The sequence below is a fragment of the Sinorhizobium psoraleae genome, assembly GCF_013283645.1.
Taxonomy (GTDB): domain Bacteria; phylum Pseudomonadota; class Alphaproteobacteria; order Rhizobiales; family Rhizobiaceae; genus Sinorhizobium; species Sinorhizobium psoraleae.
The window spans coordinates 677372-700368 of record NZ_JABEKV010000003.1 but is presented as its reverse complement, the minus strand read 5'-3'; the positions used below and the strand labels follow the sequence as shown (position 1 = coordinate 700368).

The 22997-nt window shown below is 62.4% G+C and carries 23 protein-coding genes; 19 read left to right on the top strand and 4 right to left on the bottom strand.

Annotated features, from left to right (window positions below; translation table 11 throughout):
* Positions 1 to 16 precede the first annotated feature (16 nt).
* Positions 17 to 388, top strand: a complete 372-nt coding sequence (locus ILFOPFJJ_RS19045; protein WP_173512117.1) for a response regulator — start codon at positions 17 to 19, stop codon at positions 386 to 388.
* A gap of 12 nt (positions 389 to 400) precedes the next feature.
* Positions 401 to 1957 (top strand): adenylate/guanylate cyclase domain-containing protein, encoded by a 1557-nt coding sequence (locus ILFOPFJJ_RS19040; RefSeq protein ID WP_173512116.1) that lies wholly within the window; start codon positions 401 to 403, stop codon positions 1955 to 1957.
* A gap of 175 nt (positions 1958 to 2132) precedes the next feature.
* Here the strand turns inward: ILFOPFJJ_RS19040 and ILFOPFJJ_RS19035 are convergent, their stop codons facing one another.
* Positions 2133 to 3152 carry a Gfo/Idh/MocA family protein gene (locus ILFOPFJJ_RS19035; protein ID WP_173512115.1) on the bottom strand — a complete coding sequence of 340 codons (1020 nt, stop codon included), beginning with the start codon at positions 3150 to 3152 and terminating at the stop codon, positions 2133 to 2135.
* 501 nt (positions 3153 to 3653) lie between these two features.
* Between ILFOPFJJ_RS19035 and ILFOPFJJ_RS19030 the strand changes: the two genes are divergently transcribed.
* The 17 genes from ILFOPFJJ_RS19030 to ILFOPFJJ_RS18950 all read left to right on the top strand — a co-directional run bounded on the left by ILFOPFJJ_RS19030 (position 3654) and on the right by ILFOPFJJ_RS18950 (position 20507).
* Positions 3654 to 4631 (top strand): TRAP transporter substrate-binding protein, encoded by a 978-nt coding sequence (locus tag ILFOPFJJ_RS19030; protein ID WP_173512114.1) that lies wholly within the window; start codon positions 3654 to 3656, stop codon positions 4629 to 4631.
* Between the two features lie 100 nt (positions 4632 to 4731).
* Entirely contained in the window at positions 4732 to 5292 is a 561-nt protein-coding gene (locus tag ILFOPFJJ_RS19025; protein ID WP_173512113.1) for a TRAP transporter small permease, read from the top strand.
* 4 nt (positions 5293 to 5296) lie between these two features.
* A complete protein-coding gene (locus ILFOPFJJ_RS19020; RefSeq protein ID WP_173512112.1) occupies positions 5297 to 6580 on the top strand; it encodes a TRAP transporter large permease in 1284 nt (427 codons plus the stop codon).
* Between the two features lie 7 nt (positions 6581 to 6587).
* On the top strand, positions 6588 to 7349 hold the full coding sequence (locus ILFOPFJJ_RS19015; RefSeq protein ID WP_173512111.1) for a FadR/GntR family transcriptional regulator: 762 nt from the start codon (positions 6588 to 6590) through the stop codon (positions 7347 to 7349).
* 28 nt (positions 7350 to 7377) lie between these two features.
* The gene (kduI, locus tag ILFOPFJJ_RS19010) at positions 7378 to 8226 is read left to right on the top strand and encodes a 5-dehydro-4-deoxy-D-glucuronate isomerase (protein WP_173512110.1); all 849 of its coding nucleotides are present in this window, start codon (positions 7378 to 7380) and stop codon (positions 8224 to 8226) included.
* The gene (gene kduD, locus ILFOPFJJ_RS19005; protein ID WP_173512109.1) at positions 8223 to 8987 is read left to right on the top strand and encodes a 2-dehydro-3-deoxy-D-gluconate 5-dehydrogenase KduD; all 765 of its coding nucleotides are present in this window, start codon (positions 8223 to 8225) and stop codon (positions 8985 to 8987) included. The genes kduI and kduD overlap by 4 nt, the downstream gene beginning before the upstream one ends.
* 7 nt (positions 8988 to 8994) lie before the next feature.
* A complete protein-coding gene (locus ILFOPFJJ_RS19000; RefSeq protein ID WP_173512108.1) occupies positions 8995 to 9342 on the top strand; it encodes a cupin domain-containing protein in 348 nt (115 codons plus the stop codon).
* Positions 9343 to 9501: 159 nt separating this feature from the next.
* Positions 9502 to 10488 (top strand): BMP family protein, encoded by a 987-nt coding sequence (locus ILFOPFJJ_RS18995; RefSeq protein WP_173512107.1) that lies wholly within the window; start codon positions 9502 to 9504, stop codon positions 10486 to 10488.
* Between the two features lie 11 nt (positions 10489 to 10499).
* The gene (locus ILFOPFJJ_RS18990; RefSeq protein WP_173512106.1) at positions 10500 to 11912 is read left to right on the top strand and encodes an amidase; all 1413 of its coding nucleotides are present in this window, start codon (positions 10500 to 10502) and stop codon (positions 11910 to 11912) included.
* Positions 11912 to 13438: an ABC transporter ATP-binding protein gene (locus tag ILFOPFJJ_RS18985; protein WP_173512105.1), complete on the top strand. Its 1527-nt coding sequence runs from the start codon at positions 11912 to 11914 to the stop codon at positions 13436 to 13438. Before ILFOPFJJ_RS18990 ends, ILFOPFJJ_RS18985 begins: the two co-directional genes overlap by 1 nt.
* Complete coding sequence (locus ILFOPFJJ_RS18980; protein ID WP_173512104.1) at positions 13428 to 14477, top strand: ABC transporter permease; 1050 nt, start codon at positions 13428 to 13430, stop codon at positions 14475 to 14477. Before ILFOPFJJ_RS18985 ends, ILFOPFJJ_RS18980 begins: the two co-directional genes overlap by 11 nt.
* Positions 14474 to 15418 (top strand): ABC transporter permease, encoded by a 945-nt coding sequence (locus ILFOPFJJ_RS18975; RefSeq protein ID WP_173512103.1) that lies wholly within the window; start codon positions 14474 to 14476, stop codon positions 15416 to 15418. The genes ILFOPFJJ_RS18980 and ILFOPFJJ_RS18975 overlap by 4 nt, the downstream gene beginning before the upstream one ends.
* Positions 15419 to 15441: 23 nt before the next feature.
* On the top strand, positions 15442 to 16740 hold the full coding sequence (locus ILFOPFJJ_RS18970) for an amidohydrolase family protein (protein ID WP_173512102.1): 1299 nt from the start codon (positions 15442 to 15444) through the stop codon (positions 16738 to 16740).
* A 477-nt stretch (positions 16741 to 17217) separates the two neighbouring features.
* Positions 17218 to 18081 carry a helix-turn-helix domain-containing protein gene (locus ILFOPFJJ_RS36235; RefSeq protein ID WP_173512101.1) on the top strand — a complete coding sequence of 288 codons (864 nt, stop codon included), beginning with the start codon at positions 17218 to 17220 and terminating at the stop codon, positions 18079 to 18081.
* Positions 18082 to 18262: 181 nt separating this feature from the next.
* On the top strand, positions 18263 to 18808 hold the full coding sequence (locus ILFOPFJJ_RS18960; protein ID WP_173512100.1) for an FAD-dependent oxidoreductase: 546 nt from the start codon (positions 18263 to 18265) through the stop codon (positions 18806 to 18808).
* Positions 18772 to 19911, top strand: coding sequence for an FAD-binding protein (locus ILFOPFJJ_RS18955; RefSeq protein WP_173512099.1), 1140 nt, complete (start codon positions 18772 to 18774; stop codon positions 19909 to 19911). The genes ILFOPFJJ_RS18960 and ILFOPFJJ_RS18955 overlap by 37 nt, the downstream gene beginning before the upstream one ends.
* A 134-nt stretch (positions 19912 to 20045) precedes the next feature.
* Positions 20046 to 20507 (top strand): nuclear transport factor 2 family protein, encoded by a 462-nt coding sequence (locus tag ILFOPFJJ_RS18950; protein WP_173512098.1) that lies wholly within the window; start codon positions 20046 to 20048, stop codon positions 20505 to 20507.
* 159 nt (positions 20508 to 20666) lie between these two features.
* Here the strand turns inward: ILFOPFJJ_RS18950 and ILFOPFJJ_RS18945 are convergent, their stop codons facing one another.
* The 3 genes from ILFOPFJJ_RS18945 to ILFOPFJJ_RS18935 form a co-directional block, all read right to left on the bottom strand.
* Positions 20667 to 21605: a choline ABC transporter substrate-binding protein gene (locus tag ILFOPFJJ_RS18945; RefSeq protein WP_173512097.1), complete on the bottom strand. Its 939-nt coding sequence runs from the start codon at positions 21603 to 21605 to the stop codon at positions 20667 to 20669.
* 67 nt (positions 21606 to 21672) lie between these two features.
* Positions 21673 to 22503, bottom strand: coding sequence for an SDR family NAD(P)-dependent oxidoreductase (locus ILFOPFJJ_RS18940; RefSeq protein ID WP_173512096.1), 831 nt, complete (start codon positions 22501 to 22503; stop codon positions 21673 to 21675).
* Positions 22500 to 22997: an acetone carboxylase subunit gamma gene (locus ILFOPFJJ_RS18935; RefSeq protein WP_173512095.1), complete on the bottom strand. Its 498-nt coding sequence runs from the start codon at positions 22995 to 22997 to the stop codon at positions 22500 to 22502. The genes ILFOPFJJ_RS18940 and ILFOPFJJ_RS18935 overlap by 4 nt, the downstream gene beginning before the upstream one ends.

Sequence of the window (22997 nt, the reverse complement as noted above, 5' to 3'; positions counted from 1 at the left end):
AGGAGGAGATCCGGAAATGACGAAAATCCTTCTGGTGGAAGACAATGAAATGAACCGCGACATGCTTTCGCGGCGGTTGTCTCGTCGCGGCTTCGATGTGCTGATTGCAGAGAACGGAAAGGCCGGCGTCGAGCTTGCCGCTTTGGAAAAGCCGGATCTGATCCTGATGGACATGAGCCTGCCGGTGATGGACGGCTGGGAAGCGACCAGGCTGATCAAGGCCAATCCGGTGACGTCCAGGATTCCCGTCATCGCACTGACTGCCCACGCAATGGCGAGCGATCGGGACATGGCTCTTGAGGCCGGCTGCGACGATTATGACAGCAAGCCAGTCGACCTTTCGCAGCTTGTCCGGAAGATCGAGCAACTGCTCGCGACACCTCATTGAGCGGCCATTGCCATGAGTATCGGCAACCAATTCCAGCGCCAAGCCATCGCCGCCCACGTGGAGCAGCGGCTGGCCGGGCCAGCGCGGGCGATCATGGGCTTTCAAGAGCTGCTGCTCGAGCAGGCGCGGGAGCTCGGCTTGCCCCATATGCAGGCGGACCTGGAGCGGATCGGCGCCGCGGCACGGCAACTGAACGACCTCATCGATCGCCTAATTGACGGCAACACCGGCTCTCGGAAGGGTGGAGAGACGGAGGCTAGGCTCCGCCATGATCTGCGCACGCCTCTCAACGCCATCATTGGCTATTCGGAAATGATCCTTGAGGATGCCGGCGATCTGCGAGAGCTCACGCTGAGAGAGGATCTCGGTGTGATATTGGCGGCGGCGGCCGAGCTTTTGAAGCAGGTCGACGCCATCGCTGGTCTTTCGCGCGGAGAAGCAATCGAGACCCTTCACCCAGGGGATCAAGCCAGGATCGACGCGGCGGAACTTGAACGGCTGCTCTTCAAGGCCGATCGTGGCGCATGGCCCGAGCAGGCCGGCAGGATTCTGGTCGTCGACGACGTCGCCAGCAATCGTGATCTTCTCTCCCGCCGCCTGCGGCGTGAAGGTCATCGCGTTGCCACTGCTGATTCCGGTCTGTCCGCGCTCAAGAGACTGGACGAAGATGAATTCGATCTTATCCTGCTCGACATATTGATGCCGGACATGAACGGCATCGAGATTCTCTCGCGGCTGAAGGGTGAAAACCGATGGCGGCATGTCCCGGTGATCATGATATCGGGCTTAAGTGAAGTTGCGGCGGTAGCCCGCTGTATCGAGGCGGGAGCCGATGATTATCTTACAAAGCCCTTCAATCCGATACTGCTGCGGGCGCGCATCAACTCCGCTCTCGAGAAGAAGCGCTGGCTTGATCGCGAGCACCGCTATCTGCAGCGTATCGAAATGGAGAAGCGGCGTGCTGATTCGCTGATCCACGCGATCCTGCCCGACCAGATCGTTGCCCGATTGCAGGGCGGCGAGGAGGTTATCGCCGACCGTTTCGAAGAGGTTTCCATTCTGTTCGCGGATATCGTCGGTTTCTCGCCCATTGCGGCAAGGCTGCCACCCTCCGATCTAGTCAGGCGGCTGGATGGGATGTTCAGGACATTCGATTTCTTGGCTGAGCAGCATCGTGTGGAAAAGATCAAGACCATCGGAGATGCCTATATGGCCGCCTGCGGCATTCCAGAGCCTACAGCGGATCACGCCGACAGGATTGTGGCTCTCGGGAAGTCAATGCAGAAAGCGTTGGGCGATATGCCCCCGGACAGCGACCGCTTTCGAGTCCGCATCGGGATCCATTCCGGACCGGTCGTCGCCGGTCTGATCGGCCGGCTCCGTTTTGTCTACGACGTGTGGGGAGAAACTGTGAACATCGCAAGCCGCCTGGAATCGCAGGGCGTTGCCGATCGCGTTCAGATCTCGGAAGCGACGAGGCGCGCCCTTCACGGTCAGTGGGCGCTCGAGCCACGTTGCGTACTGGATCTGCGGGGCATCGGTCCCACCGAGACTTACCTCGTGGAATAGAGCGTGCGCGGCGGCAGGCCGACACTCACCGGCTCATCGTCCTCCTCAATCCTGTTGTGGACCTGTCCTCGCCTCAACGGTTCGAACCACGACGCCATCGCACGAACGGACGACGCCGTCCGGACCTATTACCGACTGGCGAGAATTTTCGGCATCCTTGGGCTCGGGGAAGTGTTTAGAGATGCTGCGTCCGGCCGCTTTCGGCGGCACTGAGAATGGAGGCAATGAAACGATGAACCTTCAGCGCTTCGCGCCCGTTCACGCGCGGCTCTCGCCCGCCGGCGATGGCATCGAGGAAATCGGCAAGCACCGCGCGATGATGGTGGTGCGGGAACGCCATGGGATCGGCGCCGGCACCGCCGGCCGCGTCGTCTTCGAGCGACGATTCCGATCCATCGTGGAAGGAAGCGGTAAGGCTTCGCCCGCCGAGACGGGCCATGCCACGCGTGCCGATGATGTCGATCTCGTCCGGATGGCCGGGATAGGCGCAGGTGGTGGCGCTCACCGTGCCGATCGCTCCGTTTGCGAAACGGATGGCCGCCATTGCCAAGTCCTCGGTTTCCATGCGGTGCACCTTGCTGGTCGCCGCATAGGCCCTGACCTCCTCCGGAACGCCAGCGAGCGAGACCAGAAGGTCGAGAGTGTGGATGGCCTGGGTGAGAAGCACGCCGCCGCCATCGCGAGCCAGCGTGCCGCGCCCTGGCTGATCGTAATAGCTCTGTGGCCGCCAATTGTGGAGACGCGCCGAGGCACTGACGATCTCGCCAAGGCGCCCCTCGTTGATCAGCTCCGCAAGCGCCTCACTGACAGGGCGGAAGCGGTGCTGGAGCACGATGCCGAGCTTTATCCTTGCGCGCTCCGCCGTTTCGACCAGGACCTCCGCTCGCTCCTGTGTGATCTCCAGCGGTTTTTCGAGAAGCACATGCTTGCCCGCTTCGGCGGCCCGCCGCACGAGCTCGAGATGCGTATTGGGCGGCGTCAGCACCATGACCGCGGCAATCGACGGATCACGGAATATCGTTTCGGCGACGTCACAGGTCGCGAAACCATAGGTCTCGGAAAATGACTTCCGCCTCGCAGGCGTCGGGCTGAAGGCGGCAGCGACCTCAACTCTGTCTTTGAGGTCCAGCAGGCTCTTCGCATGCGGCGCCGCCGCCATGCCAAGCCCGATCACACCAATGCGCAGCTTTGCCATTTCGGTCTCTCCGTCAGCCAAGCGTTCCCAGCGCGCGCATGATCCCTCCCAAACGCGTTTTCTCCTCCGCTCTGTCTACGACGAGAGATCGTCCCGACGCAAGAAATTCATCATACAACTTGATGAATTTCGTATGTTGACATTATACCTTACAAGCTCTAGCCATAGAAAACCTGTTGGAGGAGCGGGTCAAAATGAAGGGGCTGATCGATCCAGATCTTCTGTTTCCGGGAGAAGCGCGCGCCCTTTCCCGGTCCTGCGCAACGCCTCGTCGTGCCGGACCACGGTGTGTTCCACATGCTGTTCAGTCAGGGTGTGAAGTTGGAAGACGGCATCAAGGGCGTTTCCGTTCACCCTCGCGCGCCGCGATATTGCGCGCTGGATGGGTGGACTGCGCATCGCGCGACACCGCCTCAGGGAGGCGCATAGGAGCTTGCGTACGGCCCCCCAAAGACGGGTAGGGGCTTCGAGACATCAAATCATGCAAAACGGGAGGAAAGCATGAAAATCTTAGCCAAATTTGCGGCAGGTCTGTTGGCTGCCGCTTCATTCATCGCCAGCGCGGCCAGTGCCGAGACGGTGCTGCGTTCATCCGACACGCATCCGGACGGCTATCCGACGGTCGAGGCGGTCGAATATTTCGGTGAACTGGTCAAGGAACGCACAGCCGGCCGCTACGCCGTCGAGGTCTACCATTCCGCCCAGCTCGGCGAGGAAAAGGACACGATCGAGCAGGTGCGTTCCGGCGTCATCGAGCTGAACCGCGTTTCGATGGCGCCCTTCAACGGCACGGTGAAGGAAACGATCGTTCCGGCGCTGCCTTACCTTTTCCGTTCTGAAGAGCACATGCACAAGGTCATGGACGGCGCAGTTGGCGACCAGATCAAGACCGCGTTCGAAAGCGCCGGACTGGTGGTCCTTGCTTACTACGATGCCGGCGCGCGCTCCTTCTATAACAAGCAGAAGCCGATCAATTCCGTCGCCGACATGAAGGGACTCAAGTTCCGCGTCATCCAGTCCGACATCTTCGTGGACATGGTGGCCGCGCTTGGGGCCAATGCCACGCCGATGCCCTATGGCGAAGTCTATTCGGCGATCGAAACCGGTGTCATCGACGGCGCGGAGAACAATTTCCCGAGCTACGACACCGCCAAGCATTTCGAAGTGGCCAAGAACTTCTCGCTCGACGAACACACCATCCTTCCGGAAGTGTTCGTGATGAACAAGGCCGCCTTCGACAAGCTTGCTCCGGAAGACCAGGAAATATTCAAACAGGCTGCCAAGGACAGCGTCGCCAAGCAGCGTGAGCTCTGGGCCGCCAAGGTCAAGGAGTCGCGTGCCAAGATCGAAGCGGCCGGTGCGACGATCACCACGCCCGACAAGCAAGGTTTCATCGACGCCATGAAGCCGGTCTACGAAAAGCACGCCGCCGACCCGGTCCTGAAGAAGATGGTCGAAGACGTGCAGGCGGTGCAATGACGAGTCCGATGGGCGGGCCTACAGCGTTGCGCGTCATTAGACGCGCAACGCTCACTGGAGAGATGCAGGAGCCTGCCCATCCCTTCGAGGGAATGAAACCTTGTCCAATGGATTGACAAAAATAGGCGGCGCGCTGTCCTGGCTGGGCACGCTCTCGCTCTGGTCGGCCGGCGTCGGCCTCGTCGTGATGACGGCCATCGTGGCGTGGCAGGTGTTCTGCCGCTATGTGCTGAACGACTCGCCGAACTGGACCGAGCCTGGCGCAGTCATGCTGATGAGCTGGTTCATCTTTCTTGGTGCCGCGGTCGGCGTTCGCGAAAACTATCATCTCGGATTCGACGTGCTGCTCTACGTCGTCCCGAAAAGCGGCAAGAAATGGCTGCGCATGATCTCGGATCTCGTCGCCCTCGCCTTCGGCGCCGGGATGGTCTGGTACGGGGGTCAGCTCGTCGCACTCACCTGGAACACCACCCTGCCCTCGCTCCAGATCTCGGGCGGCTGGAGCTACGTGCCGCTGGTTGCCGGCGGTGTCCTCATCAGCCTGTTTGCCCTGGAGCGCATTGTTCTGCGTCTTGCCGGCGAACCCATCGACGACCTTCTCGACGAAATGCCGCCGGCGGAGGTCGCCGCCGAACTCGACACCGCGAACGTAAAGGCGTGATCATATGGATATGATGATCCTCTTCGGCGTATTCACGCTCCTGATGCTGATCGGAACGCCGATCGCCTTCTGCCTTGGCGTCGCGTCTTTTGCAACCGTCCTTTATTTAGGGCTGCCGCCGCTGGTGATCTTTCAGCGGCTGAATTCGGGCATGAGCGTGTTTTCCCTGCTCGCCATCCCATTCTTTATCTATGCCGGCGACCTGATGGTGCGCGGCGGCATCGCCCAGAAAATCGTCACCTTTGCCGCCTCGCTGGTCGGGCACATCCGCGGCGGGCTGGGGCAAGTGAACATCGTCACGGCCACCCTGTTCGGGGGGATTTCCGGCTCCGCAGTCGCGGAAGCCGCGGCCGTTGGCGGGCTCATGATCCCGCAGATGAAGGAGCGCGGCTACGGCGCTGACTATGCCGTCAACGTCACCTCCATGGCGGCACTGATTGCGCTGATGTTGCCTCCGTCGCACAACATGATCATCTATTCGATCTCGGCGGGCGGAAAGATCTCGATCGCAGATCTCTTCACCGCCGGTATCCTTCCCGGCCTCCTCTATGCGGCTGCCCTGATGGTCACCGCCTATTTCGTGGCGCGCCGGCGCGGCTACCCCACCGAGACCTTTCCGGGGTTTGGCAGGGTCGGCCGATATCTGCTGGTCTCGGTTCCCGGCTTGTTGCTCATCGGCATCATCTTCGGCGGCGTCCGCTCGGGCATATTCACGGCAACCGAGAGTTCTTGCATCGCCGTTCTCTATGCGCTCGCGGTAACCGTCTTTGTCTATCGGCAGATGACCTGGCAGGATTTCGTCCACGCCACCTTCGGCGCCGTGCGCACGACCGCCATGGTCCTGCTCATCATCGGCATGGCAGCCGCTTTCTCCTGGCTGATGGCGTTCCTGAGAGTGCCCGCCGCGCTGATCGACTGGATGAACACGATCTCGGACAATCCGATCATCGTGCTCCTCTTGATCAACGTCCTGATGCTGTTCCTCGGCACCTTCATGGACATGGGGCCGACCATCATCATCTGCACGCCGATCTTCCTGCCGGTGGCGATGGCCTATGGCGTCGATCCGGTTCATTTCGGGGTGATCATGATCCTGAACTTCGGCATCGGCCTCAACACGCCGCCCGTTGGCGCTGTGCAGTTCGTGGCCTGCGCGGTCGGAAGAATCTCCGTCTGGGAGGCCATGCGTAGCATCTGGCCCTTCTATCTGGCGGGGTTGATCGTCCTCGGGCTCGTCACCTATGTTCCGGCCCTTTCGCTCTGGTTGCCGAGCGTATTCAAAGGGTAATAGCATCATGGGCCACCTGGCCGAATTCAAGATCGAGCGCAAACCGAAACTTTCCGAACGCGTCGCGAGCGCGCTCCGGCAGCAGGTGCTGAAAGGCGAAATCCCGCCAGGCCAGAAGCTGCCGACGGAAAGCCGGATGAGCGACATTTTCGGCGTCAGCCGCACCGTGGTTCGCGAGGCGATTGCGACCCTTGCGGCCGATGGCCTTGTCGAGCCGCGGCAGGGCGCCGGAGTCTTCGTCAAGGATCACCCGACGCTTGCCTTCGGTTCGATCAGCCTCGACGTCGGCAACAAGATCTCCCATGCGCTGAATGTGATCGAGGTGCGGATGGGGCTTGAGATCGAAAGCGCGGGTCTTGCAGCGCTTCGACGCAACGCCGCCCAGGAGGCGCAGATCCAGGAGGCCTTCTTCGAATTCGACCGCCTGCTCGAGCGCGGCGAGGCTACGGGCAAGAGCGACTTCGCCTTCCACCGGGCGATCGCGGCCGCCACCAACAATCCCTATTATGTCGAGGTGCTCGACGCACTCGGCATGCGGGCCATCCCCTGCGACGTCGCCTCGCCCTGGGGTACCGACAGCGTTCTGTCGCGTGAATATCAGGAAAGCCTGCAGCGTGAGCATCTGGCAATCCTGAAAGCCATTTCCGCCAGTGACCCGGAAGCCGCCCGCGCCGCCATGCGCGCCCATCTGACCGCCAGCCAGGAGCGGTATCGCGTCCGGCTGAGCGGTCAGCAGGCCGAGTGGGGCGCCGCCAAACGCCGGGTCTGATTTCCTTTCCCCAACCGAGAGCGAGCCGATGACCGCAAGCCATATCGACTACACCATCCGTTACGCCATCGACCCGGCCACCGCCGCACGCATGGATACCGATGCACTGCGTGCGAATTTCCACATTGGCGATCTCTTCCGCCAGGGCCGAATATCGCTCACCTATACCCACTACGACCGCATGGTCGTCGGCGGCGCGATGCCGGTGGATAGGCCTCTGGCGCTCGAGACCATCCGTCCTACCGGCACGTCTCGCTTCCTCGACCGGCGCGAACTCATTGCCGTCAACATTGGCGGCGCCGGCCGCATCGAATTGCGCGGAGAGAGCTTCCGGCTCGAGCCGCGCGATATGGTTTATGCGGGTTTGGGCGAAGACGTCACCTTTTCGTCCGAAGATCCGACGGCACCTGCCAAATTCTACCTGCTTAGCGCGCCAGCTCATCAGGCGCTGCCGAGCCGCCATATCCGCATCGGCGATGCCAAGCGGCTCGATCTCGGCAGCGCCGCCACCTCGAACGAGCGCTCGATCTTCCAGTTCATCCACCCGGAAGGCGTGAAGACCTGCCAGCTCGTTGTCGGAATGACGCAGCTTGCTCCAGGATCGGTCTGGAACACCATGCCCTGCCACGTGCACGACCGGCGCATGGAAGCCTATCTCTATTTCGATCTTGCTGACGGCGCGCGCGTCCTGCATCTGATGGGCGAGCCGGCAGAAACCCGCCACATCGTGATGGCGAAGGAGGAGGCGGTGCTTTCGCCGCCCTGGTCCATTCATTCCGGCTGCGGAACGTCGAGCTACGCCTTCATCTGGGCCATGGCAGGCGACAATGTCGACTACACCGATGTCGACATGGTACCCATGGAGGCTCTCAGATGAGCGTGCCATCTGCTTTCAGCCTTGCCGGACGCCGCATCATCGTCACCGGTGCCAATACCGGCATCGGCCAGGGAATTGCGGTCGCGATCGGCCGCGCCGGCGGCACGGTGATCGGCGTGGGCCGCTCCACCATGGACGAGACCGCGGAAAAGGTCGCCGAAGCCGGCGGAAGCTTCATTCCCGCCAACGCCGATCTTTCGGACCGGGAAGCGACCCGCTCGCTGATCGACGGATTGTGGAACGAGCATGGTCCTCTGGACGGCCTGGTCAACAATGCCGGGATCATCCGCCGCGCCGACGCGGTGGATTTCACCGAGGCCGATTGGGACGACGTGATCGACATCAATCTCGGATCGCTGTTCTTCCTGAGCCAGGCTTACGGTCGCCGCCTTCTCGCCGAGCAAAGACGGGGCAAGATCGTCAATATTGCTTCGCTGCTTTCCTTCCAGGGCGGCATACGCGTGGCTTCCTATACCGCGTCCAAGCATGGCGCGCTGGGCATCACCAGGATTCTTGCTTGCGAATGGGCTGCCAAGGGCATCAATGTCAACGCGGTGGCGCCCGGCTATATCATTACCAACAACACCGAGGCGCTCCGCGCCGACGCCAAGCGCAGTGCCGCAATTCTGGAGCGCATTCCTGCGGGGCGTTGGGGCACGCCGGATGACATCGGCGACGCGACGGTGTTCCTGCTCGCCCCGGCCTCGGACTACATGCATGGCGCCGTTATCCCGGTCGACGGCGGCTGGCTCGCGAGATGAGGAGACGATGATGGAAACGAAACTTTTCGCCCGCGGCGACGAAGGTGAATGGGTCGATCTCGGACAGGGCAACCGACGCCGGGTCATCCTGCACACGGACGAGCTGATGATGGTAGAATTCGCCTTCGAAAAAGGCGGTATCGGCGCGCCGCACTCGCACCCGCACGTTCAGGCGAGCTATGTCGCGCAAGGCAAGTTCGAAGTCACGGTCGGCGGGCATAGCACGGTTCTTTCCGCAGGCGACAGCTTCATCGCACCGTCGGGCGTGGTCCATGGCGTCATAGCGCTGGAGGCAGGCCGGCTCATTGACAGCTTCACGCCGCATCGCGCCGATTTCCTGAAAACAGGAAGCTAATCTGCGGTAATATGTGCGCGTGGCGGCTTCGCTACTTTGCCGTCCTAGGGTTCCACAGGCGCCTAGGCCGCTGCCGCTTTCTTGCTCATTCGCGCTGCTTGACACAATTTTGGGCACGCCCTAAAAATTCTACCAGTTGGTAAAGAGGGGACGCCATCCATGACAAGAGATCTGATGATGAGCCGGCGCAGCGTGCTTGCGTCGGGCTTGGCGCTCGGCGTGAGCGCTTTCGTGCCGACAGTTCGCGCCAGCACGCCTATAAAGGTCGCCGGCATCCACGCGTCCCCTGTCGAGAACGCCTGGAACTCGGTCCTCCACAAGGCGCTGCAGGATGCGGCTGCTGAAGGTGTGATCGAATATGTTTTCTCGGAAGGCGTTTCGGGCACGGACTATCCTCGTGCGATGCGCGAATACGCCGAACAGGGCGCAAAACTCATCATTGGCGAAGCATACGCCGTCGAAAAGCAGGCTCGCGAAGTGGCGTCCGAATACCCCGAAACCGCCTTCGTCCTCGGCTCGAGCGGCAAGGAATCCGGCGATAACTTCGGCGTTTTCGGCACCTGGAACCATGACGGCGCCTATCTGGCAGGCATGCTTGCCGGCAAGATGACGAAGTCGAACGTCGTCGGCTCCGTCGGCGCCATGCCGATCCCGGAAGTCAACATGCTGATCAACGCCTTCGCCGCAGGGGTGAAGGCCGTCAATCCGGACGCCAAGCACCTCGTAACCTTCATCGGCACCTTCTTCGATCCGCCGAAGGCGCGCGAAGCGGGCCTCGCCCAGATCGACGCCGGCGCCGACATCCTCTTCGGCGAGCGCATCGGAACGGCCGACGCGGCGAAGGAACGCGGAATCAGGTCCGTGGGTTCGCTGATTGACTACACCCCGCGCTATCCCGAGACGGTCTTCGCCAACGCCCTGTGGGGCTTCCGCCCCATCCTCAACGCCGCGATTGCCGACGCGACCGCCGGCAAGCCGGTCGGTAAGGATTACACCCCATTCGGCCTGCTCAAGGAGGGCGGCAGTGACGTCGCCTATGTGAAAGGCGTCGCCCCCGCGGATGCCGAAGCGGCCATGGAAGCCAAGCGCTCCGAGATCAAATCCGGTGCCTTCGAAGTTCCGCGCATCACGGACGAGCCGAAGTAGCCGGCTTCTCGATGGCCGGCGATGCAACGTCTCTGGCAGAGGCGCTTCGGATGGGGCGCCTCACCGCTTCCGAAGCCATGGAAGCGTCCCTGGCGGCCGCCAGCCGATGGGCTGAAATAGGCGCGATCGTCCACCTCGACGCGACGCTCGGAAGAGCTGCAGCGAAAAATGCCGACGCCCGCCTGAGCCGGGCGCCGAACGGCGGGCAGCCCGCGCCGCTTCTCGGCGTCCCGAGTCTTGCCAAGGATCTGGGCGGCCCCTTCACCGGCCTTCCGGTTGCGGCCGGTTCAAACCTGGTCGACCGCGGTGCTGACATGGCAGACGACAGCGATCTGGCGGCCCGGCTTCGCGCGGCCGGCCTTTGTTTCTTCGGACTGACTACGGTGCCGGAAATGGGCCTGTCGCTTGCGAGCGAGCCGGCGACAGGGCCAGTCTGCCGCAATCCCCTCGATCCTGGTCGGACGCCGGGCGGCTCCTCCGGCGGGGCGGCGGCGGCCGTTGCGGCGGGCATCGTGGCGATCGCCCATGCGACCGATGCCGGCGGATCGATCCGGGTGCCGGCGGCCTGTTGCGGCCTCTTCGGTCTGAAGGCGACCCGCGGCGTCATGCCGGCAGGGCCGTCCTTTGGCAATCATCTCGGCGGCATTGCCAGCGAACTGGCGCTTTGCCGCTCGGTCCGCGACCTTGCAGCGATCTTCGGCGCGGCGGCCGGAAACGCCAGGGGACCGTTTGCCGATCCGTCCCTCGCACCTCCCCCGGCAGGCTCATTGCGCATCGGCCTTCTGGTCGAGACCGGCGAAGACTACCCGACCGAACCGAAACGCAGCGAGGCCGTCGAAGCGGCCGCCCGCGTCCTTGAGGCGGAAGGCCACAGCATCGTTGCCATGCATTGGGAAGCCTTCGCCGCAGGCGTCGCCGCAAGCGGCCGGGCGCTACGCGACATCATCGCCGTCAATCTTGGCAATTTCGTCAGGTCCACCGGACTTGATGCCTCACGTGCGGAACGGCTGACGCAGGCGTTCATCAGCCATGGATCACGGCTCGAGGCAACCACGCTCTGGGCCACGCTTGACGCCGCCGTCCACGCGAGCCGCGCGATCTGGTCGCTTTTCGACCGGGTGGACTGCATCCTGACGCCGATGCTCGCGTCGGCGCCCCTGCCGATCGGTGCCTTCCCCTTCGACCACGACGACATCGACCTGCAGATCCATCGCATGACGGCGTTTGCGCCCCTCGCCGCGCTTGCCAATGTGACCGGCTTCCCAGCGCTCACGCTTCCCTTCGGGGCCGACGGCGATGGTTTGCCGCTGCCGGTGCAGATCTTGGCTCCGATGGGATGCGACCGCCTCCTCTTCAGCCTTGCCGCACGCCTCGAGCGGCAGGGACGCTGGCAGCATCGCTTTGCAGTCGCGGGACTTACATAATGACCATCGCCGCTCTCGACATTTCCGGCATCAGCAAGCGCTTCGGCGATAACCTGGCCAATGACGATATCTCGCTGAGCCTTGGAAAGGGCGAGATCGTCGCCCTCCTCGGCGAAAACGGCGCTGGCAAGACGACGCTGATGAACATCCTCTTTGGCCACTACGTGCCGGACAGCGGCAAGGTGCTGATCGAAGGACAGGAATTACCACCGGGCAAGCCGCGCGCGGCGATCCGCGCCGGCATCGGCATGGTGCACCAGCATTTCTCGCTCGCTCCCAACCTGACGGTGCTGGAAAACGTGATGGCCGGCACTGAGAGCCTTTGGCGGCTTCGATCCGGCACGGATGCGGCGCGGCAAAAGCTTCAGGGCATTTGCTCGCGGTTCGGCCTGACGGTGGACCCGGACGCGCGCCTCGGTGACCTCTCGGTCGGCGAACAGCAGCGCGTCGAGATCCTGAAGGCGCTCTACAACGACGCGCGCATCCTGGTCCTTGACGAGCCGACTGCGGTGCTGACCAATCTGGAGTCTGAGCGGCTATTCTCGACGCTGAAATACATGGCGCGCGAGGGGCTTTCGCTGATCTTCATTTCGCACAAACTGGACGAGGTCATGGCCGCGGCCGACAGGATCGTCGTGCTGCGCGGCGGCCGCAAGGTGGCGGAGCGTCTGGCGAGCCAGACGAACAAGGCGGAGCTTGCCGAACTGATGGTCGGCCGCAAGGTCGCCCGTCCCGTGCGCGAGCCGTCGACGCCCGGCGAAGTAGTGCTGGAGGTCGCCGGCGTCAGCGTCAGCATCGACGGGGTGGAGCGGTTGAAATCAATCGATTTCACCCTGCGCGCCGGCGAGGTTCTTGGCATCATCGGCGTGTCCGGCAATGGCCAGACGACGCTGGCGCATCTACTGTCCGGCACGGTCAGGCGTGACAAGGGCAGCATCGTGCTGTTCGGTGAGCCGATCGGCGACCTGTCGGTGGAAGGCGCTGTGCTGGCGGGAATCGGCCGCGTCCCGGAAGACCGCAACAACGAAGGCGCGATCGGCGAGATGGCCATATGGGAGAACGCGATTCTCGAGCGCCTGCCACGATTTTCGCGCCACGGCCTCGTCGACCGGTCGGCAGGCCAGGCATTCGCCCGCAAGATCATCGATGCTTTCGACGTGCGCGGAGGCAAGCCGACGACACGGACTCGCCTGCTTTCGGGCGGCAACATGCAGAAACTCATCCTCGGGCGCAATCTGATCGAGCGACCGCGCATCCTGATTGCGGCGCAGCCGGCGCGCGGGCTTGACGAGGGTGCGGTCGCCGCCGTGCACGAACGCCTGCTTCAGGCAAGGCGCGAAGGGACGGCAGTGCTGTTGATCTCGGAAGACCTGGATGAAGTCATGGCCCTTGCCGACCGCATTCAGGCCATCGTCAACGGACGGCTTTCGCCTCCTGTTGCAGCGCAAGAGGCCGATGCCACAAAACTCGGCCTGATGATGGCCGGCGAATGGAACGAGGAGCACGAGATTTCCGATGCGCTTTGAACGACGCGAACATCGTTCGGTCGCACTGGTGATCACAACGCCTGTGCTTGCCGCCCTCTGCGCGTTGGCGCTGGCGGGAATACTCATTGCCATTGCCGGTGCGCCCGTCATGGAGGCCTATTGGCGCATTCTCGTCGGCGCCTTCGGTTCGCGGCTTTCAGCGACAGAGACCCTGACCCGCGCAAGCCCGCTCATTCTGACGGGCCTCGCCGCAGCCGTCGCGTTCCGGGCGCGACTCTGGAATATCGGCGGCGAGGGCCAGTTTTATCTCGGCGCGATCTCGGTTGCCGCCGCGAGTTCGCAGCTCCTCGCCGGCCTGCCCTCGGCGGTGCAGATCCCGTTGCTTCTCGTCGTCGGTGCAGCGGCCGGCATCGTGCTGCTGCTCGTGCCGCTGTGGCTGAGGCTGTCCTTTTCCGTCGACGAAGTCGTGACCACACTTCTCCTCAATTTCGTCGCCCTGCTCTTCGTCTCCATGCTGATCGATGGCGTTCTGAAGGACCCGATGGCCTTCGGCTGGCCACAATCCCAACCGGTCGCCGACGACGCGGTCCTGCCTAAACTTCTCGCCCGATCCCGCCTCCATATCGGCCTGGGGATCGGGCTCATGCTCGCCGTCGCCGTCCATCTCGTGCAGTCGCGCACGGCGTTCGGCATGCAGTCGCGCGCGGCCGGCCTCAATCCCGCCGGGGCAGTATTCGCCGGCGTGCCACTCGGCCGCACGCTGGTGAAGGTGGCTTGCATCTCAGGCGGACTCGCCGGCCTCGCGGGGGCCATCGAAGTCATGGGCGTACAGGGCTACGTGACGACGGACCTGTCGCCGGGTTACGGCTATTCCGGCATTGTCGTGGCCATGCTCGCCAATCTCAATCCTTTGGGCGTGGTGCTGGCCGCCCTGTTCACGGCCGTCATGTTCGTCGGCGCCGACGGGATGAGCCGCAGCATGGGCATTCCCACATATATTGCCGATGTGACGGTGGCCCTGTCGCTGATCAGTATGCTGGTCGGCGTCTTCTTCACCCAGTACAGGATTCGCCGATGAATGCCGTGATCGACATTTTCGCTTCGGCGGGCCTCTGGGCGGCCGTCCTGCGCATTGCGACGCCGCTGATCCTTGGCACGCTCGGGGCGCTCCTGTGCGAGCGCTCCGGCGTCCTGAACCTCGGCATAGAGGGCATCATGACGTTCGGCGCGATGATTGGCTGGCTGGCAGTTTATAACGGCGCCAATCTCTGGGCCGGCCTGCTGGTTGCGGCCCTCGCCGGCGGGGTCTTCGGCCTGCTGCACGCGGCACTGACGGTGACGCTCGGCCTGTCGCAGCATGTCTCCGGTCTCGGCGTGACGCTTTTCGCCTCGAGCTTCAGCTACTACGTCTTCCGGCTGTTGGTGCCGGTGGCAGGCACACCGCCGACAATCGAGCCGTTCCAGCCGATAGACCTGCCGGCGCTCTCATCCCTCCCCTTCATTGGTCCGGCACTCTTCACGCAGACGCTGCCGACCTACGGGGCGATCGCGTTGGCGCTGGTACTCGGCTACGTGCTCTTCCGCACGCCGCTCGGGCTTGCCATCCGCATGACAGGCGAAAATCCGCACGCCGCCGAGGCACAGGGTATCAACCCGATGGTGATGCGCTACGGCGCCGTCATCTTCGGCAGCGCGCTGATGGGTGTCGGCGGGGCCTTCCTGACACTCTCGGCCTTCAACAGCTTCTTCCCGACCATGGTGCAGGGACGCGGCTGGATCTGCATCGCGCTCGTCGTTTTCGCCTCCTGGCGTCCGGGCCGCGCGCTCATCGGCGCTTTGCTGTTTGCGCTATTCGACAGCTTCCAGCTCCGGTTGCAGGCGGTGCTGGGCGGCGGCGTCCCCTACCAGATCTTCCTGATGATCCCCTATCTGCTGTCGATCGCGGCGCTGGCGCTGATGGCCCGGCGCGCCCGCGTCCCCCAGGCTCTGATGCAACCTTACCGGCGCGGCGAGCGCTGAGCGAACACCCGGAGAACTGACCCATGTTCGACCTGATCATCCGCAACGCCAACCTTCCGGACGGCCGCCAGGGTTTCGATATCGGCCTTGCAGGCGGCAGGATCGCCGCCATAGAGAAATCGATTGCCGCGACCGCCGGTGAGGAGGTCGACGCGAGCGGTCGCCTCGTCAGCCCGCCGTTCTGCGATCCGCATTTTCATATGGATGCGACGCTGTCGCTCGGCATGCCGCGAATGAACGTCTCCGGGACCCTGCTGGAGGGTATCGGGCTGTGGGGCGAACTGCGCCCGCTCTTGACGAAGGAAGCGCTGGTCGAGCGGGCGCTACGCTATTGCGACCTCGCCGTCAGCCAGGGCCTTCTCTATATTCGCAGCCATGTGGACACTTCCGATCCGCGCCTTGTGACAGCCGAAGCGCTGCTGGAGGTCAAGGAAAAGGTCGCTCCCTATATTGAGCTGCAACTCGTCGCCTTCCCGCAGGACGGCTACTACCGCGCCCCGGACGGCGTGACCTCGCTTGAGCGTGCACTCGACATGGGCGTCGATATCGTCGGCGGCATTCCGCATTTCGAAAGGACGATGGAAGACGGCGCCCGCTCGGTCGAGTCGCTGTGCCGCGTTGCCGCCGACCGTGGGCTGCCGGTCGACATGCATTGTGACGAGACCGACGATCCGTTGTCGCGCCACATCGAAACGCTGGCGGCCCAAACGGTGCGTTTCGGCCTCCAGGGACGCGTCGCCGGTTCACATCTCACCTCGATGCACTCCATGGACAACTATTATGTTTCCAAGCTCATCCCTCTCATGGCCGAGGCGGAGATCAACGTGATCCCCAATCCGTTGATCAACATCATGCTGCAGGGCCGTCACGACACCTACCCGAAGCGGCGCGGCATGACACGGGTGCGGGAGCTGATGGCGGCCGGCCTCAACGTCTCCTTCGGGCATGACTGCGTCATGGACCCCTGGTACTCAATGGGCTCGGGCGATATGCTGGAGGTGGCCCACATGGCAATCCATGTGGCGCAGATGGCCGGCGTCGAGGACAAGCACAAGATCTTCGACGCGATTACCGTCAATTCGGCAAAGACCATGGGGCTCGAAGGTTACGGCCTCGAAGTCGGCTGCAAGGCGGATCTCATCGTGCTGCAGGCGGCCGACGTCATAGAGGCGCTGAGATTGAAGGCGAACCGCCTGTTCGTTATCAAGTCCGGCAAAATCATCAGCAGGACCGCGCCCCGCATCAGCGAGCTTTTCCTTGGCGGGCGCCCGGCGTCGATCGACATAGGACGCGATTACGTGCCCTCAGCGCGCGGGCGCTGAGCAGGATCGGCGCGCTTCCGCCCTTGGCGCGATTCCAGGAAAAGCGTGGAGCGGTGTTCCGTCCGGAATTGGGTCATCTCAAAGAGTCAGATCTTCGCACGGCCACAAGTTGGATGAGGGGGCGCTCGTCGCGCTTCATAACAATCCGTTATATTGCCTCGCGCGGAAATGATTAACGGATACGTCCCGTCTGTTACACTCCCTTGCGTTCGTCATCTTGGGAGGAAAGGACGACTGCAACGCCGCAGACGCTTTACGAGGAGAACTCGTCTGCCGCCGACCGGTTACAATTTTGTTCCTTCAAAGCAGAAGAGCCCGACCGCGAGATGAACGCTCACGGCGCTGCACCCCAACATGCGATCCTTGTGTTCATGTGTGCGAATGGCAAGAACAACCCCGGCCTGCGGAAGGGTATTCAAGCGGCCGGTCATGCTGGGAAATGAAAGCGAATGAGGTCAGACTGGGGAGGATGACCAAGTGACGGCGACTATTGGGCGCGCGAGAGAGCTTCGCTACGGTGGACTGGAGCAATTTCCGGCACGCGGCAGCTACGGCGGCATCGACTACTGCATTGCGAGCGCGAAACCCTATACGCTTGAGTTCGCCAATGAGGTCGACGTCATATGCCTGCTCCTCGGAGACATCTTTTCGAAAGCCAAGTTCGAGGATGACAGTGAGGAAGCGCTGCTATTCCACGGCGAAACCGCCGCCTTTCACCCCCGCAAAGGCAACGTCCGCGTCGCGACAAGCACCGTTCATCACGGCTTCATTGCATTCTCCTACTCCAATGCGTTCCAGGCATCCATAAGCGACCGCAGCCTCGATGGAGCGCGAAGCGCCGGAAGCACCAACAATATTCGGCTGAGATCGATCCGTCATCTTGCCAACTATGCCCGCGAGCGCCTCCGCTTCAACCGGCCGCTCGATCCGTTGGAGATTAACTATCTCGGCGGCCTGGTCTATCTCGAGACGATGTGCGGCCTTCATTCCGTCAAGCCCGCGCGTGCCGCCGCGCTTTCGGATGCCGAGTTCGACCGCCTCACTGCCTTCATTGATGCTGAACTTGAGAGCGACATTAGCTGCGCCCGCCTGAGCCGGATCGTCGAGTTGCCGTTGCGCGTGGTATTCGAGGGCATAAAGGCGCGTACGGGGCTGCCGCCGTACCAGTTCGTCCTGAAACGGCGGGTCGAGCAAGCGCAGAAGCTTCTCTCCCAATCTGACCTTTCGATCGCCGAAGTCGCTTTCCGCTGCGGTTTCTCATCGCAGCAACACATGACATCGGTCTTGAACCGAAAGCTGGGTTGTACCCCCGGTCAGGTTCGCTCCAAAGGTCTCGGGTGACCTCTTACGGCCTGCCTGAACGCAAGCCGGGACGTCCCTCCCGCCGCGCCGATACGGCGCCGATCACCCTACAGGAATTTGTAAAGCGCAAAGACCTGAAAGACGTGCGCGCCGCGAATTGGCAGCGTCGGCATGAACGGGATCAACCGTGCCCGAATGTTGGCATCAAGAGGAGGAGCTCATGTCGACAATTCTCAGAAAATCAGCTCTGCCGGTCAAGCGGTCCGCCTTCGATGTGCAGGCCGATATCGTGGTTGTGGGCGGCGGCGCGGCGGGTCTTGCTTCCGCGCTGTTTGCCCGCTGGCAGGGAAACGAGGTCGTGCTGCTCGAGAAGGCCGACGAGCTCGGCGGCACGACCAGGAAGGCCGCCTTCTGGTACTGGGTGCCGAACAACAGGCACATGCAGGAGATCGGCATCGAGGACAGGAAGGAGGACTGCATCCGCTACATGGCGCGCCTGGCGCGCCCGGAAGCCTACGATCCCGACCACCCGACGTTCGGCATGTCGCGGTGGGAATATGATTCCTTCGCTGCCATCTACGACAACGCCTCGCCGGCAACCGAGCTGCTCGCCGAGAAAGGCGCGCTCGATACCGGCACTGCGATTTCGTGCCCGACTACTGGGCGGAGCTGCCGGAGGACAAGGCGCCGCAAGGCCGCGTGCTGTTGCCAAAGGATGCCCGCGAATCCATGTCGAACGGCGGCGAGGTGGCGATCCGCACCATGAGCGCCAAAGCGCGTGCCGACGGGGTCGATATCCGCACCGGGCATCGCGTGCAGCGCACGAATGTCGACGAGAACGGCGCGATAATCGGCGTCGAGGCCGATACGGCGCTCGGCGAGACCGTCGCGTTTAAAGCGCGCAAGGCCGTGATCTTCGCCTCCGGCGGCTTCACCCATGACGTCGCCATGCGCAAGAATTTCCTGAGCGTGCCGGTTTTCGGTGGCTGCGCCGCGCGTACCAACGAGGGCGACTTCGTCAATATCGGCGCGGCTGCCGGTGCCGAGCTCCGCAATATGAACTACGCCTGGATGTGCCCGATCGTGCTCGAGAAGGCGCTGAACGACGATCCGTCGTTGATCGGCACCTTCTCTCCATCCGGCGACTCCATGATCTACGTCGACCGGAACGGTCGCCGCGTCACCAACGAGAAGCTTGCTTACAACGAATCCGCACAGGCCTTCTTCACCTGGGATCCGACGAAATCCGAGTACCCAAACCTTGTGCTGATCGCAATCTGGGATTCGCGCAGTCAGCAATATTCGGCAAGCGACGAGTACGGCCGCTTCATCGTGCCCGAGGGCAGGGACGATGGTCACGTCATCAAGGGCGACACGCTCGCCGAGCTGACGAACAACATCCGCGCGCGCTTCAAAAAATATGCGAACCGCATTGGCAATATGACAATCGCCGATGACTTCGAAGAGACGCTGAACTCGACAGTCCGACGCTTCAACAAGTTTGCCATGGAAGGCAAGGATCTCGATTTCAACCGCGGCGAGCGGCAGGTGGAGCTTCTGTTCAACGGGCCGGCGGCCAAAAGCCCGGCCATGCCGAACCCGACAATGTATCCCATCAGCGATGGCGGTCCCTACTACGCCGCGCTGCTGACCGGAGGCAGTCTCGATACCAAGGGTGGACCGATTACCAACCCCGATGGCCAGGTCCTCGACCATACGGGTAGGCCGATCCCCGGCCTCTACGGTGTCGGCAACTGTGTGGCCTCGGCCTCGGCTCGCGCCTACTGGGCCGGCGGAGCGACGCTGGGTCCCATCCTCGCCTTCGCCTATCTCGCGGCCAAGGCCGCCGACACTGAGCCTTCTGCATGATTCCTTAGATCGGAACCGATTTAAGGAGGAAATCATACAGCAATTCAAAGTGCTACAGCGACCTTTGCGCGCCTCAAAAGACGCGCGGCGCTGTAGACGCTGATCGTTTCGCAGTTCATTCAGGGAGGAATAAGATGGCAGTAACGACGCAGACGATGACGGACGAGCAGCGAAAATCGGTCGCGCTCGAATATCTGAAGGCCTTCGATAACGGCGGGGTCACGTCTACCGGCGGCTCGATCCTCGAACTCTTCGCCGACGACGCGCAGGTATACTTCCCGAAATGGGGCTTGGCGAACGGCAAAGAGCAGATCGGCAACCTGTTCGGCGATGTCGGCGCGACGCTCAAGTCGATCGTCCACCACTACTCGCACTTCAACTGGATCTTCTCCGGCTCCGATCTCGTGGTCTGCGAGGGCACAAGTCATGGCGAGCACCGCGACGGCTCATGGCGCGCCGGCGTTCCGGAATGGCAGGCCGGGCGGTGGTGCGACGTGTTCGAGATCCGCGACTGGAAGATACAGCGCTGCTTCATCTATCTCGACCCCGACTACGCCGGCAAGGACACCGCCCGCTATCCGTGGCTGGAAAAATAGCCTGCTTCCTGCCCTCGCCTGCCGAAGAGGGCAGTATCATTCGGGACTGCGATCGGGTGCTCACGGCGCAACCGAGGGTTCTGTGTTGGTTACCGCCAGCAAAACCGGACGCGCCGCGGCGAAACAGCTGCGGAGAAAGTTGCGAGCTCGCGCAGATTTTCAACCCTTGAATGCGCTGTTGATCGCGTCGAGCGCCGGCTTGCCATCCAACGTCGTCACGCCTTCCAGCCACGGTTCGATCACGCTTGGATTGGCCTTCAGCCAGTCGGTTGCGGCCGCCTTCGGATCCTTGCCGTCGTTCAGGATGCCGTTCATGATCTCGTTTTCCATATCCAATGTGAAGCGAAGATTGGTGACGAATTTCGCAACGTTCGGGCACTCGGCGGCGTAACCCGCGCGAATGTTGGTATAGACCTCGGCGCCGCCGTAGTTCGGTCCGAAATAGGCATCGCCGCCCGCAAGATAATCGATCTTGTACCGCGTGTTCATCGGATGCGGCGCCCATCCGAGAAAGACGACCCACTGGTTGGCCTTGATCGCCCTTTCGACCTCGGCAAGCATGCCTTGCTCGGATGACTCGACGAGTTCCCAGTCCTTGAGGCCGAAATCACCCTTGTTGATCATGTCGAGGATCATTCGGTTACCGTTGTTACCGGGCTCGATGCCATAGATCTTGTGGCCGAACCTGTGGGCGAATTTCTGGAGATCTGAAAAATCCTTGACGCCTGCGTCGGCGACGTATTTCGGCACGGCGAAGGTGTATTTGGCACCTGTGAGGTTCGGGCCGATGACCTCGATCGATTTGTCCTCGAGGAACGGCTTGCGATCGGCTTCCATGCTCGGTTGCCAGTCGCCGAGATAGACGTCGATATCCCTGTTCTTCATGCTGGTGTAGGTGACAGGTATCGACAAGAGCTTGCTCTCCGGCTGATAACCGAGCGCTTCGAGAATTGCCGAGGCGGCGGCGGTCGTCGCGGTGATGTCCGTCCAGCCGACATCGGAGAAACGTACGGCCTTGCAGCTATCGGGCTCGCCAGCGAAAGCGGCGCCCATCGTCAAAAGCAGTCCTGTGGTCATTGCAGCAATATGTTTCAGCATTGTCCTGTTCCCTGTTTTTAGGTTTGTGTGCACTGCGAAACTCACGTCAAAAGACCGAAAAGGCGGCTCACCAAAGTGCGCCGCCCGTGACTTGAATGTTCTCCATGGTGATGCCCCGTGCTCCCTCGCCACACAGAAAGGCGGCAAGGGCGGCGATCTCGTCGGGCTGGATGATGCGGTTTTGCGGATTTTGCGCGGCAATGTCCGCCATCGCCTCCTCCATCGTCCGCCCTTTGCCCTCTCGTTCGACGACCTGTTGCACGTTGCGGCGCATCAGTTCCGTTTCCACCCAGGTCGGACTGATCATCACGCAGGTGACCCCGTGCGGTGCTCCTTCGAGCGCCACGCAGCGCGTGAGGCCGAGAAGCCCCGATTTCGAGGCGCAATAGGCGGGATTATCCTTCCAGCCAACGGTCGCAGCCGTCGAGCCTATGTTGATGATCCGACCCCACTTGCGCTCGATCATCTGCGGCAGCAGCTTTCGCATCATGCGAAACGCGCCGTTGAGGTTGGTGTCGATGATCTTCAGCCAGAGTTCGTCCGAATGGCCTGAGACCGGCTGCTCGGCCGTCGTGCCGGCGGCGTTGACGAGAATGTCGGCGGGACCGCAGACCTCTTCCGCCGCACGCACGAAATCGTCGATCGCGCCGCTGTCGCGGACATCGAGATGGCCTGCGTAAACTGCCGTTCCGGAAGCGGCGAGCCGCTCCCGGACCTCGACGATCTCCTGCGGATCAGGATAAGCCGCCGCGTCGCCCTGTCGGCCGGCCGCTTCGTGGACAAACGAGCCAACAGCGACATTGGCACCCTCGGCGGCGAGCGCTTGCGCGATCGCCAGCCCCTGGCCCGTCAACCCGCCGGTAATGACCGCGCTGCGGCCCTTGAGCTTGCCTGTCATGCCACCTCCTTCAACGGCTTGCCGAGCCAGTCTCGATAGAAGCCTTCGAGATCCGGTTCGAAATCATGCACGATCGGATAGCCCGGTGCTGCCGCTTCCACCTCGTGCAGATGCGCGCAGTTCGGGCAGAAGAATTCGCGGATCTCCATCCAGCTCGGATCGGGAATATCGCTGTTCGGGTAGATTTCGCGCAGGCTTTCCTCGGTGTTGCGGACGTTGATCAGCGCCTTGAGCTTCCAGTTCTTGCGGTAATCTCCGAAGGAATGCCCGCATTCGCAGCGGGTGATCCGGCCCTCGGCGCTATCGCAGATGAAGAGGTGGTCGCTGACCGGCAGCAGGATCGGATCGCTCCACGAAACGCGATCCTGCAACACTGCGAGATACTTGAAAAAACGATCGTCGTCCTTATAGGCGCTCATGATCCGCCGCGTCTGCGGCCAGGGTAGTGTGCCGTTGACGAGGTCGTTGATGACTTCCTTCGAATATCCGGTCAT

Coding starts and splice junctions, on each gene's coding strand:
- ILFOPFJJ_RS18950 (WP_173512098.1), top strand. CDS start 20,046: ATGGCAGTAACGACGCAGACGATGACGGACGAGCAGCGAAAATCGGTC.
- ILFOPFJJ_RS18985 (WP_173512105.1), top strand. CDS start 11,912: ATGACCATCGCCGCTCTCGACATTTCCGGCATCAGCAAGCGCTTCGGC.
- ILFOPFJJ_RS19015 (WP_173512111.1), top strand. CDS start 6,588: ATGGGCCACCTGGCCGAATTCAAGATCGAGCGCAAACCGAAACTTTCC.
- ILFOPFJJ_RS19040 (WP_173512116.1), top strand. CDS start 401: ATGAGTATCGGCAACCAATTCCAGCGCCAAGCCATCGCCGCCCACGTG.
- kduD (WP_173512109.1), top strand. CDS start 8,223: ATGAGCGTGCCATCTGCTTTCAGCCTTGCCGGACGCCGCATCATCGTC.
- ILFOPFJJ_RS18945 (WP_173512097.1), bottom strand. CDS start 21,605: ATGCTGAAACATATTGCTGCAATGACCACAGGACTGCTTTTGACGATG.
- ILFOPFJJ_RS18960 (WP_173512100.1), top strand. CDS start 18,263: ATGTCGACAATTCTCAGAAAATCAGCTCTGCCGGTCAAGCGGTCCGCC.
- kduI (WP_173512110.1), top strand. CDS start 7,378: ATGACCGCAAGCCATATCGACTACACCATCCGTTACGCCATCGACCCG.
- ILFOPFJJ_RS18940 (WP_173512096.1), bottom strand. CDS start 22,503: ATGACAGGCAAGCTCAAGGGCCGCAGCGCGGTCATTACCGGCGGGTTG.
- ILFOPFJJ_RS18935 (WP_173512095.1), bottom strand. CDS start 22,997: ATGACCGGATATTCGAAGGAAGTCATCAACGACCTCGTCAACGGCACA.
- ILFOPFJJ_RS18995 (WP_173512107.1), top strand. CDS start 9,502: ATGACAAGAGATCTGATGATGAGCCGGCGCAGCGTGCTTGCGTCGGGC.
- ILFOPFJJ_RS19045 (WP_173512117.1), top strand. CDS start 17: ATGACGAAAATCCTTCTGGTGGAAGACAATGAAATGAACCGCGACATG.
- ILFOPFJJ_RS18975 (WP_173512103.1), top strand. CDS start 14,474: ATGAATGCCGTGATCGACATTTTCGCTTCGGCGGGCCTCTGGGCGGCC.
- ILFOPFJJ_RS18970 (WP_173512102.1), top strand. CDS start 15,442: ATGTTCGACCTGATCATCCGCAACGCCAACCTTCCGGACGGCCGCCAG.
- ILFOPFJJ_RS18980 (WP_173512104.1), top strand. CDS start 13,428: ATGCGCTTTGAACGACGCGAACATCGTTCGGTCGCACTGGTGATCACA.
- ILFOPFJJ_RS19030 (WP_173512114.1), top strand. CDS start 3,654: ATGAAAATCTTAGCCAAATTTGCGGCAGGTCTGTTGGCTGCCGCTTCA.
- ILFOPFJJ_RS19020 (WP_173512112.1), top strand. CDS start 5,297: ATGGATATGATGATCCTCTTCGGCGTATTCACGCTCCTGATGCTGATC.
- ILFOPFJJ_RS19000 (WP_173512108.1), top strand. CDS start 8,995: ATGATGGAAACGAAACTTTTCGCCCGCGGCGACGAAGGTGAATGGGTC.
- ILFOPFJJ_RS18990 (WP_173512106.1), top strand. CDS start 10,500: ATGGCCGGCGATGCAACGTCTCTGGCAGAGGCGCTTCGGATGGGGCGC.
- ILFOPFJJ_RS18955 (WP_173512099.1), top strand. CDS start 18,772: ATGTCGAACGGCGGCGAGGTGGCGATCCGCACCATGAGCGCCAAAGCG.
- ILFOPFJJ_RS19035 (WP_173512115.1), bottom strand. CDS start 3,152: ATGGCAAAGCTGCGCATTGGTGTGATCGGGCTTGGCATGGCGGCGGCG.